Source organism: Wolbachia endosymbiont of Protocalliphora sialia (genome assembly GCF_053891855.1).
Window position 1 is genome coordinate 165,428 of the sequence record NZ_JAIUJX010000001.1, and the last position, 16,987, is coordinate 182,414.

The following is a 16,987-nucleotide window of genomic DNA, read 5'->3' on the forward strand; positions in this document are numbered from 1 at the left end:
ACACCTTTACTATATGTAAGGTAAAATTATATCATAACTTCGCATAGAACAAATCATTATTTAAAAGGACCAGGGCTGGAGCTAAAAGAAGTCTAGTACTTACTTTTACTAAGTCGAAAGAAGTATGTAGCTTAACACTCCACCACTCATTAAGTATTTAATCTCAGTTGCGGTTTGTACACAGCATTTGAGTTGTATTGATTGCTTTGAATTATCCTGTCTTTTAATGATACATTCTAGATTTCCATTTGATACTATTTCACCTTTTATGCTTATTATCTCACTACCATCAAATATCTTTCTGGTTATTCCATTTTGGAATATAAGTGGAAGAACACCCATGCCGACCAAATTGGACCTATGTATGCGTTCAAAACTTTCTGCAATCACAGCTTTAATTCCCAGCAATGCAGTACCCTTTGCTGCCCAATCCCTACTTGAACCTGTACCATATTCTTTTCCTGCAATGACAACTAATGGAACAGCTTCTCTTTTATATTGCATTGCTGCATCAAAAATTGACATAGTTTCTTGAGAAGGAATATGTTTTGTATAGCCACCCTCAGCGCTCACCATTTTATTTCTTATTCTGATATTAGCAAAGGTTCCACGCATCATTACGTTGTGGTTACCGCGGCGAGATCCATATGAATTGAAATCTTGCGGTTCAACTCCAAGACCTTTTAAATATATGCCTGCAGGACTATTTGAGGCAATATTTCCAGCAGGGGAAATGTGGTCAGTAGTGACGCTATCGCCAAACATCGCTAGTATTTGCGCATTCTTTATATCAACTATGTTGCTTCCATTGTTCTTAGTCGATAAATTATCAAAATAGGGAGGGTTTTGTATATAAGTGCTTTTCGTGTCCCAATCATAGATTTCACCTTTCTCACACTTTATCTTTTGCCAATGCTCATCACCAGAAAAAACATCCTTATACTTTTGTATGAACATTTCACGCGTCACAACACTTTTAACACAGCTCTCAACTTCATTATTTGTTGGCCATATATCTTTGAGATAGACATCATTTCCATTCTTATCTTTGCATATTGAATCTTTTGTCAAATCAATTTGCACAGTGCCTGCAAGTGCATATGCAACAATAAGTGGCGGAGATGCCAAGTAATTAGCTTTGACTAACGGATGAATTCTTCCTTCAAAGTTACGATTGCCAGACAAAACTGCAGCAACAGTTAAGTTTTTGTTTTTTATATCATCTTCTATATCCTTATTAAGTGGACCAGAATTTCCAATGCAAGTTGTGCAGCCATATCCAACTAGATTAAAACCCAAAGCATTTAGATCTACCTGTAATCCAGACTTTTCTAAATATTCTGTCACAACTTGTGACCCTGGAGCAAGAGAAGTTTTAACCCAAGGCTTTGATTTTAATCCAAGTTTAATTGCATTACGAGCTACAAGACCTGCAGCAATCATCACACTTGGATTTGAGGTGTTAGTGCAGCTTGTTATTGCTGCAATCACTACGCTGCCACTCTGGAGCTGATCGCCATAGATAGGTTCCAACGGAGGTCTGTTTGTCTCATTAATAGGAAAAGATGTAGAAAAAGATTCCGCTACTTCTGAAAGGAAAATCTTATCCTGTGGTCTTTTAGGACCAGCCATCACTGGCTTTACGCTTGATAAATCAAGCTCTAGTGTGTCAAAAAATGCTAACTCATTACTGCTACGCCACAATCCCTGCTCTTTTGAATAGACTTCAACTAATTTGATCAGCTCTTCTGGTCGCCCTGTTAAATGTAAATAATCGAGTGTTTTCTGATCAATTGGAAAAAACCCACAAGTTGCACCATACTCTGGGGCCATGTTAGCCATGGTTGCCCTATCTGCCAAAGATAAGTAATCTAAGCCATCACCATAAAATTCTACAAACCTGCCAACAACGCCTTTTGCTCTTAGAATATTGGTAATCGTTAGCACTAGATCAGTTGCGGTTACTCCTTCTGAAAGTCTTCCTATTAATTTAAATCCTACTACTTCTGGAATTACCATACTGATTGGTTGACCAAGCATCACAGACTCAGCTTCTATTCCACCAACGCCCCAACCAAGAATTGATAAGCCATTCACCATAGTAGTGTGGCTATCCGTACCGACTAAGGTATCCGGGTATACAACTCCACTATTGTTACATACAACTTGTGCTAAATATTCAAGATTCACTTGGTGGCAAATTCCGGTACCTGGTGGCACTACTCTAAAATTTGTGAAGGATGATTCTCCCCACTTTAAGAATTGATATCTCTCCAAATTTCTTTTTACTTCTAGCTCAACATTCTTACTGAATGCGGAAACACTTCCATAACTATCTACTTGAACAGAGTGATCGATCACAAGATCAACAGGTACAGATGGATTTATTTTGCTTGGGTTACCTCCGTTTTTCTTCACATAATTACGCATTGAAGCTAAGTCAACGACAGCGGGAACTCCTGTGAAATCCTGCATCAAAACCCTTGCTGGTTTGTAGCTAATTTCGTGATTAATGTGTTTCTTGACGCAATTTGCTAATATCTTTATGTCATCTAATTTAACGCTTACTCCATCTTCGTTGCGCAATAAATTTTCAAGCACAACCTTCAGCGAGCAGGGCAATTTAGTTGTATCTATTCCTAAAAATTCACTAGCACTACTTAGGCTAAAATAGTTGTATGACTTCCCGTCAATGTTTAAAGTCTTCTTTGCATTTAAAGAATTGTTCATCCTGTATTAGTTAAAATTGGAATTACTAACGCTACTTTTTTGTTGTTGACTTTGCTGCTGATACATAGTTTCAAAATCTATAGGATCTAGCATAAGTGGAGGAAACCCACCATTACTTGTAGTTCTTGCGATTATTTCTCTTGCAAAAGGAAAAAGAAAAGTAGGCCCGCCAATAAACAAAGCTTGTCTTACTTCCTCTTTACTCAACTCTTTCAAATTTTCTATTGAAAAAATACCACAATACTTTATCTCACAAATGAAAGCTATACCATTTTTTATATCTTCATCTTTTACCGTCGCTTTGACTTCTATATGCAAAGTAATTTCATGAAAAGGTTTTTCTTTATTTATTTCTTCTTTGCTTTCCGTTCCTTCTAATTTTGCTGAATTAATATTAACCGTTACATTAATATCGGGAGCTTTACTAGAAGGAAGGAATGGCGAATTTGGATTCTCAAACGAAAGATCTTTGACATACTGACCATGAATTTTCATTTTGTGTTGTAACATTTCTTACTTCTCCTTTAATTAAGTTGAGATATTTAATACTTTCTTATATAATATATTCATTTATAAACGAATAGCAAACCTAACTATAGGCTAATATGCAAAACATATTTTTATCAATAATTAATAATATTTAGATACTTTATATACCAAGGGGTTAAGTTACCATGATAGAGCTTGTAATATATGCTTTACTAGCGGCGTTTATTTTTTCACGCTTATACAATTCTTTAGGAAGATCAGCCAGTCTCAATCTAAAAAAGCTGACAGTTGTATTGGATGCAAGTCAAAGTAAAGAGGATGTGGTAGAAAATATCGAAGATTATATTTATAGCAACGACAAAAGTTCAATAGAAGCTACTTATAAACAAATATTACAAAAAAACAGAGAGTTCTCTATTTCCAATTTTATAGAAGGTTCAAGCATAGCTTTTGAATTAATAATTAAATATTTTAACCAAGGGAATTTACCTCAATTAAAACCCCTTCTGGACAAAGACTTGTATAACAGTTTTGTGGATAAGATTAAACATCGTAAAGAGATACATGAGTCTATAATTGTTTCTATCGTTTCACAAAAAATCTTAGAAATAAAGTTAGTGAAAAATGTAGCATTTATTGCAGTATATTTCCTTTCAGAGCAAATTAACTTTGTTAAGAATAATGAAGGGGAAGTCATATCAGGTAGTATGTCTACTATTAACAAAGTTGAGGATGTATGGCAATTCAAAAAAAATATTAATTCATCAGACCCAACTTGGATGCTTGTTTCTATTAACTATAAGAAGGCAAGTACTGATAAAAATTTAACAACAAATGACAAATAAGATTAATTACACTGATGGAAAGTAGGTTGCGAGAAATAGTACTTGATACTGAAACTACTGGTCTTGATACTGGATCTGGCCATCGAATTATCGAGATAGGATGTGTAGAACTAATTAATCGTGTTCCAACAGGTAAAACATTTCATCGATATCTTAATCCAGAAAGAGATGTACCTTACCACTCATTTAAGATTCATGGTATTAGTGAGGAGTTTTTAGAGGATAAACCACTATTTTCAGATGTTGCATTTGAATTTCTCGACTTCATATCTAATGACATTTTGGTGATTCATAATGCTGAATTCGATGTTAAGTTCCTTAATATGGAGTTAGGCAAGTTAAATGCTGGGTTAATTTCCTCAGATAGAGTGCTAGATACATTGCCGCTTGCAAGAAAAAAGTTTGTAGGATCACCTGCTTCTTTAAATGCATTATGTAAACGTTTTGACATATCGCTGGAAGGTAGAGAGTTGCACGGAGCATTAGTTGATGCTCAATTGCTTGCAAAGGTCTACGTTGAGCTTACAGGAGGATTGCAAACCTTTTTGTTTAATAGTAAATGTGATCAGGACAATAGCTCTACGTTTATTCAGCATAAAGTGCGAAATTTAGCTCGCAGAGAACATTCACCAAGCAGCGAAGAAATTGATGAGCATAAGAAATTGTTAGATAAAATTAACAATCCACTTTGGAAGGAATATGTTGAATCAATCAGCTAATCAAGATATGATTTAATTTTATTGGAAACGCTTTAATGGTAAAATTCATAAGGTTATTGTCTGGTTTATTAATAATAGTAGCAGTTGTCTTCTTAGGTTATTGTTATTTTACCAAGCAAGGCATATTTGTTTCACAAAATACAGAAATTAAAATAGGTGGGGATTTTTCTTTGATTAATCAAGACGGACAAACAGTACGCAGTAGTGATTTTAAAAATAAGTATATGATGATTTTTTTCGGATTTTCCTCATGCAAAAGAATTTGCCCTATGAACCTCGGAATAATTTCAGAAACACTTGCAAAGTTAGATAAGAAAACTGACAATAAGATACAAACATTTTTTATCACAGTTGATCCTGAGCGCGATAACATAGAAAGGCTTAAAGAATTTCAGCAGCAATTTGACCATAGAATACAAATGCTAACTGGTGAAAGACAAAAAATAGATGAAGTAGTTGCAAAGTATAAAGTATATGCAAACAAAGTAGGTGGAGAAGAGGAAATTAACCATTCTTCAATAATATACCTTATCGGCCCTGAAGGAAAATATGTCACACACTTTGTAGCTGATTTAAATTCAGATGAAAGTCAATCTGATAAGATTCTGGCTGAGATAAAAAAATATGTAAGCTGAACTAAAGAGCTTAGCTTACTTTAAATTTATGCTAACGGCTGTTTTGATTAAACTAAGTCGTTTTTTTAATTTTTTCTAGGATCAACTCAGCAGCTTTTTGTTCAGCAATTTTCTTACTAGGAGCGCATGCAGAAACTTTGTCATAACTCTCTATGCAAACTGATATAGTAAATTCAGGATTGTGTGCTGGTCCAGTTTGTTTTACAAGCTCATACTTTGGTAAAGGTAATTTATTTCTCTGAGTCCATTCTTGCAGTGAAGTTTTAGGATCTTGAGGAGGATCGAGGATGTCTTTAGCTAGCTTTTCCCAATGTTGGATAATAAATTTTTCAACACTCTCAAGTCCACCGTCAATATAAATTGCACCTATTAGTGCCTCAAGCGAATTTTCTAAATTTTTTAAGTTACATTTCCCTCCGTTGCAACGTTCACTATTATTCATTATGATAAAGTTACCTAACTCTATTTCTTTAGCAACATTAGCAATGGTACTGCCACAAACTAGATCCGTTTTTCTTTTTGCCAATGCTCCTTCTTTTTCTTCAGGAAACATTTTAAACAGCATAGCAGATACAACCATGTTCAAAATACTATCGCCCAAAAACTCTAGCCTTTCGTAGCTTACGATCTGGTCTTCGCTGTTCCTTTTATTTACGCTTGGATGGGTTAATGCCTCTTCTAATATTGCATGATCTGTAAATTTATAATTAATAACTTTAGATATTATATCGTTCAAAACTTTCATGTTCATCATTCAAAAGAAAAGCACTCCCTATCATACCTTTACACTAAAAAGTTAGCTCTACTTTACTAAAACAATATCAATAACTTCCAAAATTAATGTATACAACCCACTGCTTCAGTAATGTTACTAAATCCATCTCTTTTTACCAATTCTGCAAGCTCCAGATTGATTTTGTTCACAACTTGATGCCCCTGATATACGAGAGCAGTGTACAGTTGTACTAAAGAGGCTCCTGCCTTTATTTTTTCATATGCGTCAATACCACTTGAAACTCCCCCACATCCTATCAATAGAATCCTGCTCTTAGTAAGCTTGTACATATCACTCAATAACTCGGTTGAAAGTTGAAACAATGGTCTGCCGCTCAACCCACCACTCTCATTATAGTAAGAATCTCGACTTATCGTAGTGTTGCTTACTATTAAGCCGTCAATTTTATATTCTAGTGTAAGCTCAGCGATATTTTCTTTTGTTTGCTGATCTATATCTGGAGAAATTTTTAATATTATCGGTATGGATTCAGAGCTATCGATTGATTTCCGGGTTAGAGTGATAGATTTCAACAATTTGGATAATTCTTGTTTATTGTGCAAATCGCGCAAGTTAGGTGTGTTTGGGGATGAGATGTTCAGTACTATATAATTGCTCTTTCCATATACTATCTTTATTAAGTCAACATAATCGCTGATTTGGTCCTTTGATGTACTGTTTCTTCCTATATTTATACCAAAAATACAATCACCAAGTTTAGTTTTACTTATCTGTTTAAGAAAATAGTCTACTCCTTTATTATTAAATCCCAATCTATTAATTATTCCTTCATCTTTAATTAATCGAAAAATTCTCGGTTTTTTGTTTCCATATTGGGGATGTTTAGTTACAGTACCAGCCTCAATAAATCCAAAACCAAATGAGAGCATCGGCTTTACAACTTCCGCATTTTTATCAAAACCTGCAGCAAGACCTACAGGACTCCTAATTTTATTACCAAAAAAGTTTACATTTAAAGACTTAGGTAGTTCTATAGGTTTCCTACAGGGCATCTTTTTTAACGCCGTTATTACCAAGGAGTGAGCGATTTCAGGCGGCAGTAAAAACAATAAATTACGTAATATCATTTTGTAAAACACTTTGCTTATTTTTAGTTTATTTTTTACCATGCAACAAGAATAACTTAGAAAGCTTGAGGTTTATCAAAATAGTAAGTATATAGTTTCTATGAGTAGTAAAAACTAATTTTTCTGAAGGGAAACCAGAACTTGATCAGTATTTTTATCTACTAATTCGAGGTAGCCAAATTTGTTAATTTGAGATTTTATTAGTATAGGAATCTTATTTCGATTTAAATAAAATCCCTGTTTTGATTGTTTATTAATCCGCAACCTTACATCCCCATTTTTCCAAGCAAGCATCTTATTTATTCCAGATTTTTCTTTACAATTATCTTCATTTACAAATCCTAAGTATTCATCTTCTGAAGAAGATATTGCAATCTCGCATATTCTATACCCTACCCAATTCCCTAGATATGGATCAGTATCGTCTTTTTCGTGAAGCTTGAACTCTCCTTTGACATATTCCCATGGAGCTTTTGCATCACCTACCTTTTTTAGAAAGAGTACGTCCTGATCAAAGTTTATAATGGTCCTTGTATGAAATGTTGTTAAGCTTGTGTCCCATAATAGTTTTTCTGTGATGCTAAAATGCTCTTTATCCTTTTGCATATTTTGAAATGATACGATTATCACATCTGCTCCAACTTCTCTTCCATAGTTAACATATTGACTAGCACGCCCATGTTTGGCTGTGAATGATGACTTACCTATTAACAGAAAGTCATTAAATAACGCATTATATATAGTCTGTGCACTGTAAGCTGTACCGACGTAAACCGGCTGTTTGTTGGATGAATGGTACTTTTCTGGTGCAAGATGAGTATACGAGCTCTTTAATAAATAGTGAAAAGTGCAACTGGTAAGCAAGAAGGGCAAACCAATCAATAATAAAACTTCTGTTAATCTCTTTGGCATTTTACTGCTTATATTTTGAATATAGTATCTTATTTTTTTAAATATTTCATTAAAAGCCACACTTCTTGTTAAAATTTCAGAAGAAAAAACGATCTAATTGGAGTAAGAGGCCGGGACCGGAATTGAACCGGTATAAAAGGATTTGCAGTCCTCCGCATAAGCCATTCTGCCACCCAGCCGTTTTTTATGCATAGATATCCATTATATCTTTTAGCATAGATAAAGCATCCTCTCTTTTTCTTTGAAAAGTGTTACGCCCGATAATTGAACCATTACCACCGCCTTGCTTAATTTCTTTCGCTTCATTGCATATGTCATTCACTGATTTCGACTCGCCACCAGAAAAAACTACTATTCTTTTCCCTGCAAAACAAGATCTTTTAACATATTCAATTCTTTTAGATAATGACTCAATATTTTCTGTTTCTATTTTCTCCCTTTCCAAATAGTTAATTGGAAGTTTTACTTTGATTATATTAGCGCCAAGTAAAGCTGCTATGTGCGCAGCATAGGCAATAACATCAACCGCTGTTTCGCCTTCTTTGGAAATTCCTTCACCGCGTGGATAAGACCATAGCACTACGGCAAGGCCGCAAGACTTAGCCTCAGCTATAATTTCGCGAGCTTCTTCCATCATATCGAAGCACTTAGCAGAACCAGGATATATAGTAAACCCAACAGCTACGCAACCCAAACGCAGCGCATCTTTTACAGAAGCAGTTATTGCTTGATCAGAAGTTAAGTTTTTCGAGTGCAAGGAGTTGGCACTATTAATCTTCAAAATAAGTGGTAGCATTCCAGCATAAGTTGAAGCACCAGCTTCGATCATACCAAGCGGAGCAGCATATGCGCTTACTCCCGAATCAACTGCAAGCTGAAAATGATAATGCGGATCGTAAGCATCAGGATTAACTTCAAAACTTTTTATTGGCCCATGCTCAAATCCTTGATCTACAGGAAGAATTACTAACTTGCCAATTCCACTAAGTTTTCCATGCATAAGAATACGAGCAAGATTTGCTTTTACTCCAGGATTTTCACTTTCGTAATAACTTAGGATTTTTTTTACTTCTTCACTCATTAATATCTTCAAATTTACTTAAAGTGTAGCAAAAACTATAGTTGAAGCAAAGACCTTTTTATACTCTTGCTCCTACACCTATATTTAAAGGTGTAACTTTAGGATCGGTGGTGTGCTGTTGTGGTTTTTCTTGAATTAAATCTTCAAAATACATTTTAACAATAGGAAGAATGAGCGGCATAAGCACTAATTTATAGTCATACCATGCAAACTTTTCCTTGTAGCTAAATTCTGCATCTTCTTCGTATAAACGCTGGATGCAGTGCTCACTATATAATTCAGAAGCTTTCGTAAAAGTTCTAAGTAAAGCAATCAATAATAAATCCAATGCCAAATTAACTATCAGCATTGTTCCATATTGAACAGGCCAGCCATTTTGTGCAATTTCCGATGCTAAACTGCACACAGCAAACGCTACTGCAATACATATCACATAATTACCAGCAGCAATAAGTAAATTAAACCTTCGGTTGAATCTATCCATATTTCCTTCTTGTGAGCCTCTTTGTTTACTTGCTGCATAGATAATACTACAAAAGGATATAATAAATAACCATGGCCAAACTCCGATGCTGAATGCATAAAATTTATAAGCAATATTTTGCACTTTGCCACTGTTAGCAAGTTGTGATAAGCAATATTTGACTTGAGGCGACGGACCAAGTACCACATTTGCTAATATAAAAAATAAACATGCTCTATTCACAGCTTTCTCTCTACGCAATAGAATCTCATTGATTCTCCTTTGTTTTTCCTGCACTTCTCGCTGTAATGTTATAGATATGCCAGCTGCTTTTAAGTCGTTAAGATATTTCTCTAGCTTATCTTTATCTGCACTAAGTTTTTTAAACTTTTCTTCAGCTATTTTTTTCTCTTTCTCTCCTACTACTTTATCAGGGTGACATTTTAATGAAGCTCTTCTAAAGTGCCGCTCAACTAACTTAAGTACATCATCAAACTCCTGGCTTATTACTTCTTCTGCTTTTATTCCCAGCCTTGAAAATAAGTTCTGTAAATCTTGATTACTGTAATATTGATTTCTGGTTAAACTTGCCACTATAGCCTCATTAAAAAATAGTGACTATACTACAAATTTAATACTCAAGCAAGAATTTAAACTATATCAAAAGCAATTCCGTGTTTACCAATATAAATCCTTAATTTCTTTCCTTTAATTAATCGACGATTTAGTATTTCTTCAGCCAAATGACTTTTTATCTCTTTTTCAATCAGCCTCTCTATTGGGCGTGCTCCCATTTCTTTGCTATAACCTGTTTGCGCAAGATAAGACTTTACTTCTTCTTCCACTGAGCAGCTTATACCCTTTTGCACAAGTTGTTTTTTTAATTCCTGAATAAATTTATCCACAATGTGCAAAATGACATCTAAATTGAGGTCAGAAAAAGAAATGACTGCATCCAAGCGATTACGAAATTCAGGGCTAAAAATCCGTTCTACTGCTTTTTCGCTATCACCAATATTAAAGTCCTTATACCCAAAGCCAATAGAACTTTTGCTACGCTCAAATGCCCCTGCATTGGTTGTCATAATTAAAATTGTATTGGAAAAATTAACTTTACGCCCGTAAGTATCTGTAACATAACCATAATCCATGACTTGTAGTAATATATTGTAAATATCACTATGAGCTTTCTCAATTTCATCAAGAAGTACCACACTATATTGATTGTTAGATACAGATTCTGTAAGCAATCCACCTTGGTCGTAACCCACATATCCAGGAGGGGAACCAATCATTCTAGATATTGTGTGAGGTTCCATATACTCGGACATATCAAATCGTATAAGGTTCATACCCATATTCTGTGCTAATTTCTTTGCAAGCTCAGTCTTACCTACACCAGTTGGTCCTGCAAAAAGATAATTTGCCAAGGGTTTACTGTAACTTCTCAGACCAGATTTAGCAATTTTAATAGAATTAACAAGAGACTCTATCGCTTGCTCTTGACCAAAAATGGCTTTCTTGAGATTTTCTTTCAAAGATTTTACTCTTTGCACATCATCAAGCTCGCAAGGTACGTTTGTAATCCTAGTGATAGTATTCTTAATATCTCTACTGTTTATAATTTTTCGCCTGTTTTTTTGTAACTTACAATACGCCCCTGCTTCATCTATAACATCAACTGCTTTATCAGGTAATATTCGCCCAGTAATATACTTGTGTGAAAGTTCAGCTGCAGATTTAATGGCATGTTTCGTGTAATATACTCCATGATACCTTTCATAGTAATGCTTTATACCATCTAGTATCTTTACTGTATCATTAATAGAAGACTCTTTTACATTAATTTTTTGAAACCTCCTTGCTAATGCTTTATCCTTTTCAAAACTATTGCTGTATTCTCTGTATGTAGTTGCACCTATACAACGCAATGTACCTCTTGCAAGTGCAGGTTTGAGCAGATTGCCAGCATCAAGAAAGCTGCCACTTGTTGAACCTGCTCCAATAATAGTGTGTATTTCATCAATGAAAAGAATAGCGCCAGGTTTTGCCTCAATTACTTTTATTATAGATTTTATTCTCTCTTCGAAGTCACCTCTATAGCGTGTTCCTGCAAGAAGTGATCCTAAATCCAAAGCATAAATTATGCTGGATCTCAGTGCACTCGGAACACTACCTTCAATAATTTTCAATACCAAGCCTTCAACTATTGTTGTTTTACCAACACCTGGTTCTCCGACATATAAAGGGTTATTTTTTCTGCGTCTTAGCAAGATTTCTATAGTGCGATTTAATTCATAATCACGACCAATGACATAATCTATTTTTTTGCTTCTTGCATAATCATTTAAATTTCTACAATAATTTTGTAGAACTTCTTCATCTTTTAATAATTCACCTTTATTTGCTACAGTAGAGATATCGTTATTTTTATCAAGTTTTATCTTGCGATTAGCTATGTATTCTTCTACATCATCTGAATATCTTATATTAGATATATTATCAATCAAATTAGAATCCTTTGCATTCTGTTTGCGTAATAGCTCTTCAATGTATAAATCTTGCTCAGACAGAATCTCTAATAGAATACTTGCTCCATTTATTTCTTTTCTTCCCAGACGATGAGCTCGTATCATGGCTTTATGTATTATGCGTTGAAATAGCACATCAGGCTCAACTTTATTGACAGTTAATTCGGAGTTGTCTTGTAAAAAACCTTTTGTATTATTACCACGATCATTCCTTAATATAATATTATCTATATTTATGATTTCACCAGCTCTGATGTTACATCTTGATAAAACATAATTTACATCCACATCTTTGGTTAATGCTAGCAACAAATGTTCCACTTTTGCATATTTAAGCTTACAATCAGAAGCAATCTGTAACGCTCTATTTAAACTTGCCTCTAAATTTTTAGAAATCATCTATTCTCTTTAAAAGTGTAAATTTATATATAATTAGTAGCACACAATTATTAAAAAAACTGAAATCTAGCAGCTCGTTGTAGCCAAATTGAATTAAGCTACAGATTATAGTCCACACAGCCTAACATTATACCGTTGTGATAATCTCAAAACGTTATAAGCAGAAGAATTAAGATTATCAAATTGTAGGTAAATCTAATTTGGGCTAGCTATATATTCTTTCTACCATCCTCCAATCACTTCACTTTGCAGCAAGTTTACTGGAGCTTTTAAAGAATAGAAGAATAGTTAAGTACATTAATACGCTTTTTCTAGTACTCTGCTTTTCTTCTTAAATACATTGATCTTTTTTCTACCGTATTTAGCCTTTAACGTACTTGGCCTTTTAAAGATCTTTTTGCTGTTACGTTTTTGAGATTGCATACTACAATCAAAATTTGGCTCTCCTTCTTTATCTGCTAGTGCAGGCAGTCTTCTCTTATCTTGAGGTGTAACAAAAGATAATGCAAATCCTTCAGCTCCCGCACGTGCAGTTCTACCTATACGATGAACATAATCAGCTTGCGATTGTGGTACATCATAATTGATAACATGTTGAATGTGCGGAATATCAAGGCCGCGAGAAGCAACATCTGTTGCAACCATGATTTGATTGCGGCCACGACGAAAAGAATCAATGACTCTTTCACGCTTGTGCTGCCTTAAATCACCATGAATTGCCAAAGCGCTATAGTCATCTTTGTGCAATTTGTCAGCTAGCTGATCCGCTCCTCGCTTTGTTTTGACAAAAATAATGATCGATCCTTTGCGCTGACATAATTGTGTAACAAGCTTGCCATATTTTTCTGATTCTGATGCATAAACAACTTCTTGTTTAATTTTTACAGAAGTTGTAGCCTGGCAATCAACAGAAACACGCTCTGGTTGATTAAGATATTTTTCAGTAAGTTTTACTATTTCTCCAGGAAGAGTTGCAGAAAACATAAGAGTTTGCCTTATTTTAGGCAAATGCTTCATAATTTCTTCAATCTGAATTCCAAAGCCCATATCAAACATACGATCCGTCTCATCAAGCACAAGAATATCAACATTCCGAGTAACTAAAGTTTTACGCTCAATATGGTCTATAATACGACCAGGAGTACCTATTATAATTTGTGGTTTTTTCTGAAGCTGATTTAGCTGCTTAAAAATAGGCTCGCCTCCGATCAACAAAGCAACTCTTAGTAAAGAACTTTGAGATAAGAGTTTTCTTATCTCACTTGTTACTTGATGAGCAAGCTCTCTGGTTGGCACGATGACTAAAGCTGAACCAATGCTTGGCTCATTCATCAATTTAGCAACCAGTGGAATAGCAAACGCTAAGGTTTTTCCAGTTCCCGTTTGAGCAGACCCAAGAATATCTTTGCCCTGAAGAGCTAGAGGAATCGCTTGCACTTGAATCGGGGTTGGAACACAAAGATTATTTTTACTTAGAGCTTGCCTAAGCAAAGTTGGAAGCCCCATTTCATGAAAATTACTCACAATACATTACCCTATTAAAAAGCTTCACGATAGACTAATCTTCCAATCTTAAATTTATTGCAGACTTTTTATCTTCTCCGTTCCTACCACGCTCTTCTTTAAGCTCATAACTTACTCTTTCCCCTTTCATTCCTCTCTTTTTATCCTCTCCTCGAAGTGCATCAGGTCTTATTCCTGAACGTTCTAATGTACTAACATGTAAAAAAACGTCCTCACCTTTACCTTCTGGCTTGATGAAACCATAGCCTTTTTCAACATTAAACCATTTTATATTACCAAATTCCATATGGATAACTCCTAAACTACTAACTAATATTATTAATGTGATGAAAAACTTTGAAATTACGATTTAGAATGCTTTAAGCTTAGTTACTGCAACTAAACTTCTATACTCCATAGTCTATTCTTAACATTAGATAGTAATAGTACACAATTATTGTACTTAATGCAACTAAAATTTTTAATCACTAAGTGAACCTGCTACTGTCATTTCGCTAACTTTAATCGTTGGTGAATTAAACTTCCCACAGAAAGTTAGGTCATTTGCAACAACTAAATTGCTAAACATATTTTTCAAATTGTCGGCAACAGTAATCTCGTGTATTGGATACGTTATTTTACCATTTTCTATAAAAAATCCGCATGCACCTTGACTATAATCGCCATTGATTAAATTAACACCAAAACCAAATAAATCAGTTACATATATTCCTTCTTTTACTTCCTCAATTAATTCCTTAAACGATCTATTACCATTTTTGAAATAGAAATTACTAGCTGAAGGAATAATTGCAGCATTACTTGCACGAGTTGCATTTGCGGTCGTTTCCAAGTTTAATTTCCTAGCCGAATATAGATCTAAAATCCAGTTTTGCAGTACTCCATTTTTTACAAATTCATTTCTTCTGCTCATTATTCCTTCTCCGTCAAACGGTCTTGATGTTATACCCCTTGGTAACAATGGGTCATCAATAATGCTAATCTCAGTATTAAAAATTTGATTATTTAAACTATTTCTCAAAAAAGAGCTATTATTTACAATATTGCTACCATTTATGGCAGAAGCAAAGCTCTTTACTAGCTCTTTTGCTGCTCTTTTTTCAAAAACAACCGGAAATTTGCCTGTCCTGATTGTACATGAACCCAATTGATCTATTGCTCTTTTTGCTGCTTCTTTCCCTACTAACTCCGGTGTTTTTAAATCACTGAAGTTGCATGCTACATCGTAATCGTAGCCTATTTTCATTTCACTCTTTTCTCCAGCAACAACAGAAACCTGATTAACAAAAGTTGACTTACTAAATGAACCAACAAAACCAGAAACGGTTGATAATACTGTATTTACTGAAGTATGTGAAGATGAAGCTCCTTCGGAATTAATAATATTTTTATGTGCAAGAGCTGAATTTTCTGTAGCTTCAGTAATTTCTTTTAATTTATCAATTGTTACAACATTATTATCTGAGATATTTAAATCTGCAGAAGAGATATAATTACTGCCATCTACAGCAAAACTAATATAAGGATCTTCCTGGGCATTCTTTGCCATTTCCACCACTTGGCTCACTGCACTACTAAGATTATTCAAATCATTTGTGGAAATATACGCAGCTTTGTTCTTACCTGCTATAGCTCTAATTCCGACAGTACAGTTTCTAGATTGTGATATTTGTTCAATTTTTGATAGACGCTGAGAAATCGAGGTCTTATTAGTTTCATATATTGTAACTTCTGCGTCTTGATTCTGCTTTTTTATTAGTTTAGTGATATCCGCTGCAATATTTAATATACTCATTTTTTATTCCTCAGAAAGATTCTGCACCACTTATAACTTCAATCAAATCAGTTGTAATTGCTGCTTGACGAGAGCGATTATAAAGTAACGCTAATTTATTTAGCATTTCTTTTGTATTTCTATTTGCTGATTCCATAGCAACCATCCTAGCACTATTTTCACTTGCTGCACTTTCAAGTAAAGCAGAATAAAGAGCAGCTATAACATAATCTTGAGTCAAAGATTTTAAAATAAACTCAATATTTTGTGGTTCATACTCATAGCTGTAATCTGTTAGAGAACTAACTACAGAATTATCAATTAATAATGAGTCTTTACTCCATGGTTTTATTGTTTCTAATATTGGCTTTTGCATGAAGGTATTATAGAATTTACTATAAAAAACTTTAACTTTATTGTATTTACTTAGATCTATATCACTAACCAAAGCTTCCACATGCTTTAGTGTGATTCCCTTACTATTTTCAACCTTCAAGATATTTTTAGAATTAAATCTATTTTTACCTACCTCAAAAGCTTTCTTGCCAAAAAAAACAATGTCTACTTTCTTATCATTTGCAATTAATTTGTTTATATGCTCCTGACTGAATTTAACAACAGAGGAGTTAAAGCTGCCACATAAACCACGATCAGATGCAATAATAAATACTAGGAAAGAATCTTCATTATTGATATTTAGAATTCTTGCTAGTAACTCTTGATCCGCTGATAGCGCTAGTGAAGAAATAATGCTATGCAGCTTAGATATATGCAATTTTGAATTTGATAATTTCTTTTGGCTTTGTAATAATTTTGCTGCAGAAACCATTTGCATTATTTTCGTCGTTTTCTGCACAGACTTAATATTTTTAATTCTTAAGGATAATTCCTTTAAGCTCTTCATTTTGTATATAATTCTAATTTATTAAAATATATAACTGGTAATGTCTAAAAACAAGTTTTTTTGACATTGGAGTCAAACCTAACTAAGAAACTCACAGATTTACTGTTTTGAGATATAT

15 protein-coding genes and 1 tRNA gene are annotated in these 16,987 nt (G+C 34.1%); 3 read left to right on the top strand and 13 right to left on the bottom strand.

Features of this window, described 5'->3' with window-relative positions; genetic code table 11:
* Positions 1-108: 108 nt before the first annotated feature.
* Both acnA and secB read right to left on the bottom strand, forming a co-directional pair.
* A complete protein-coding gene (gene acnA, locus LB100_RS00620) occupies positions 109-2,730 on the bottom strand; it encodes an aconitate hydratase AcnA (RefSeq protein ID WP_456200983.1) in 2,622 nt (873 codons plus the stop codon).
* Positions 2,731-2,736: 6 nt separating this feature from the next.
* Positions 2,737-3,240, bottom strand: coding sequence for a protein-export chaperone SecB (gene secB, locus LB100_RS00625; RefSeq protein ID WP_456200985.1), 504 nt, complete (start codon positions 3,238-3,240; stop codon positions 2,737-2,739).
* Between the two features lie 164 nt (positions 3,241-3,404).
* Between secB and LB100_RS00630 the strand changes: the two genes are divergently transcribed.
* From LB100_RS00630 to LB100_RS00640, 3 genes are read left to right on the top strand one after another with little or no spacing between them, the layout of a single operon-like run.
* Positions 3,405-4,064, top strand: a complete 660-nt coding sequence (locus tag LB100_RS00630; protein ID WP_456200987.1) for a Tim44/TimA family putative adaptor protein — start codon at positions 3,405-3,407, stop codon at positions 4,062-4,064.
* A gap of 14 nt (positions 4,065-4,078) precedes the next feature.
* Positions 4,079-4,783, top strand: coding sequence for a DNA polymerase III subunit epsilon (gene dnaQ / locus LB100_RS00635; RefSeq protein WP_063630940.1), 705 nt, complete (start codon positions 4,079-4,081; stop codon positions 4,781-4,783).
* Between the two features lie 35 nt (positions 4,784-4,818).
* Entirely contained in the window at positions 4,819-5,418 is a 600-nt protein-coding gene (locus LB100_RS00640) for an SCO family protein (protein WP_456200989.1), read from the top strand.
* A 52-nt stretch (positions 5,419-5,470) separates the two neighbouring features.
* On the opposite strand, the gene rnc is transcribed toward LB100_RS00640, so the two are convergent.
* The 11 genes from rnc to atpG form a co-directional block, all read right to left on the bottom strand.
* Positions 5,471-6,163 carry a ribonuclease III gene (rnc, locus tag LB100_RS00645; RefSeq protein WP_026092689.1) on the bottom strand — a complete coding sequence of 231 codons (693 nt, stop codon included), beginning with the start codon at positions 6,161-6,163 and terminating at the stop codon, positions 5,471-5,473.
* A gap of 92 nt (positions 6,164-6,255) precedes the next feature.
* The gene (locus tag LB100_RS00650; protein ID WP_419215156.1) at positions 6,256-7,323 is read right to left on the bottom strand and encodes a quinone-dependent dihydroorotate dehydrogenase; all 1,068 of its coding nucleotides are present in this window, start codon (positions 7,321-7,323) and stop codon (positions 6,256-6,258) included.
* Between the two features lie 72 nt (positions 7,324-7,395).
* The gene (locus LB100_RS00655) at positions 7,396-8,193 is read right to left on the bottom strand and encodes a hypothetical protein (RefSeq protein WP_456200991.1); all 798 of its coding nucleotides are present in this window, start codon (positions 8,191-8,193) and stop codon (positions 7,396-7,398) included.
* A 107-nt stretch (positions 8,194-8,300) separates the two neighbouring features.
* Positions 8,301-8,372 (bottom strand) — tRNA-Cys (locus LB100_RS00660).
* 5 nt (positions 8,373-8,377) lie between these two features.
* Entirely contained in the window at positions 8,378-9,274 is an 897-nt protein-coding gene (locus LB100_RS00665; RefSeq protein WP_456200993.1) for a class I fructose-bisphosphate aldolase, read from the bottom strand.
* A gap of 58 nt (positions 9,275-9,332) precedes the next feature.
* Positions 9,333-10,331 carry a molecular chaperone DnaJ gene (locus LB100_RS00670; RefSeq protein WP_264719644.1) on the bottom strand — a complete coding sequence of 333 codons (999 nt, stop codon included), beginning with the start codon at positions 10,329-10,331 and terminating at the stop codon, positions 9,333-9,335.
* 56 nt (positions 10,332-10,387) lie between these two features.
* Positions 10,388-12,667 (bottom strand): AAA family ATPase, encoded by a 2,280-nt coding sequence (locus tag LB100_RS00675; protein WP_264719645.1) that lies wholly within the window; start codon positions 12,665-12,667, stop codon positions 10,388-10,390.
* Positions 12,668-12,964: 297 nt separating this feature from the next.
* Positions 12,965-14,191, bottom strand: coding sequence for a DEAD/DEAH box helicase (locus LB100_RS00680; RefSeq protein WP_264719646.1), 1,227 nt, complete (start codon positions 14,189-14,191; stop codon positions 12,965-12,967).
* Positions 14,192-14,225: 34 nt separating this feature from the next.
* Positions 14,226-14,477, bottom strand: a complete 252-nt coding sequence (locus tag LB100_RS00685) for a cold-shock protein (protein ID WP_264336822.1) — start codon at positions 14,475-14,477, stop codon at positions 14,226-14,228.
* Between the two features lie 174 nt (positions 14,478-14,651).
* Positions 14,652-15,986: a TldD/PmbA family protein gene (locus LB100_RS00690; protein WP_456200996.1), complete on the bottom strand. Its 1,335-nt coding sequence runs from the start codon at positions 15,984-15,986 to the stop codon at positions 14,652-14,654.
* Between the two features lie 10 nt (positions 15,987-15,996).
* Positions 15,997-16,869, bottom strand: a complete 873-nt coding sequence (gene atpG / locus LB100_RS00695) for an ATP synthase F1 subunit gamma (protein WP_264719649.1) — start codon at positions 16,867-16,869, stop codon at positions 15,997-15,999.
* Positions 16,870-16,987: the final 118 nt, after the last annotated feature.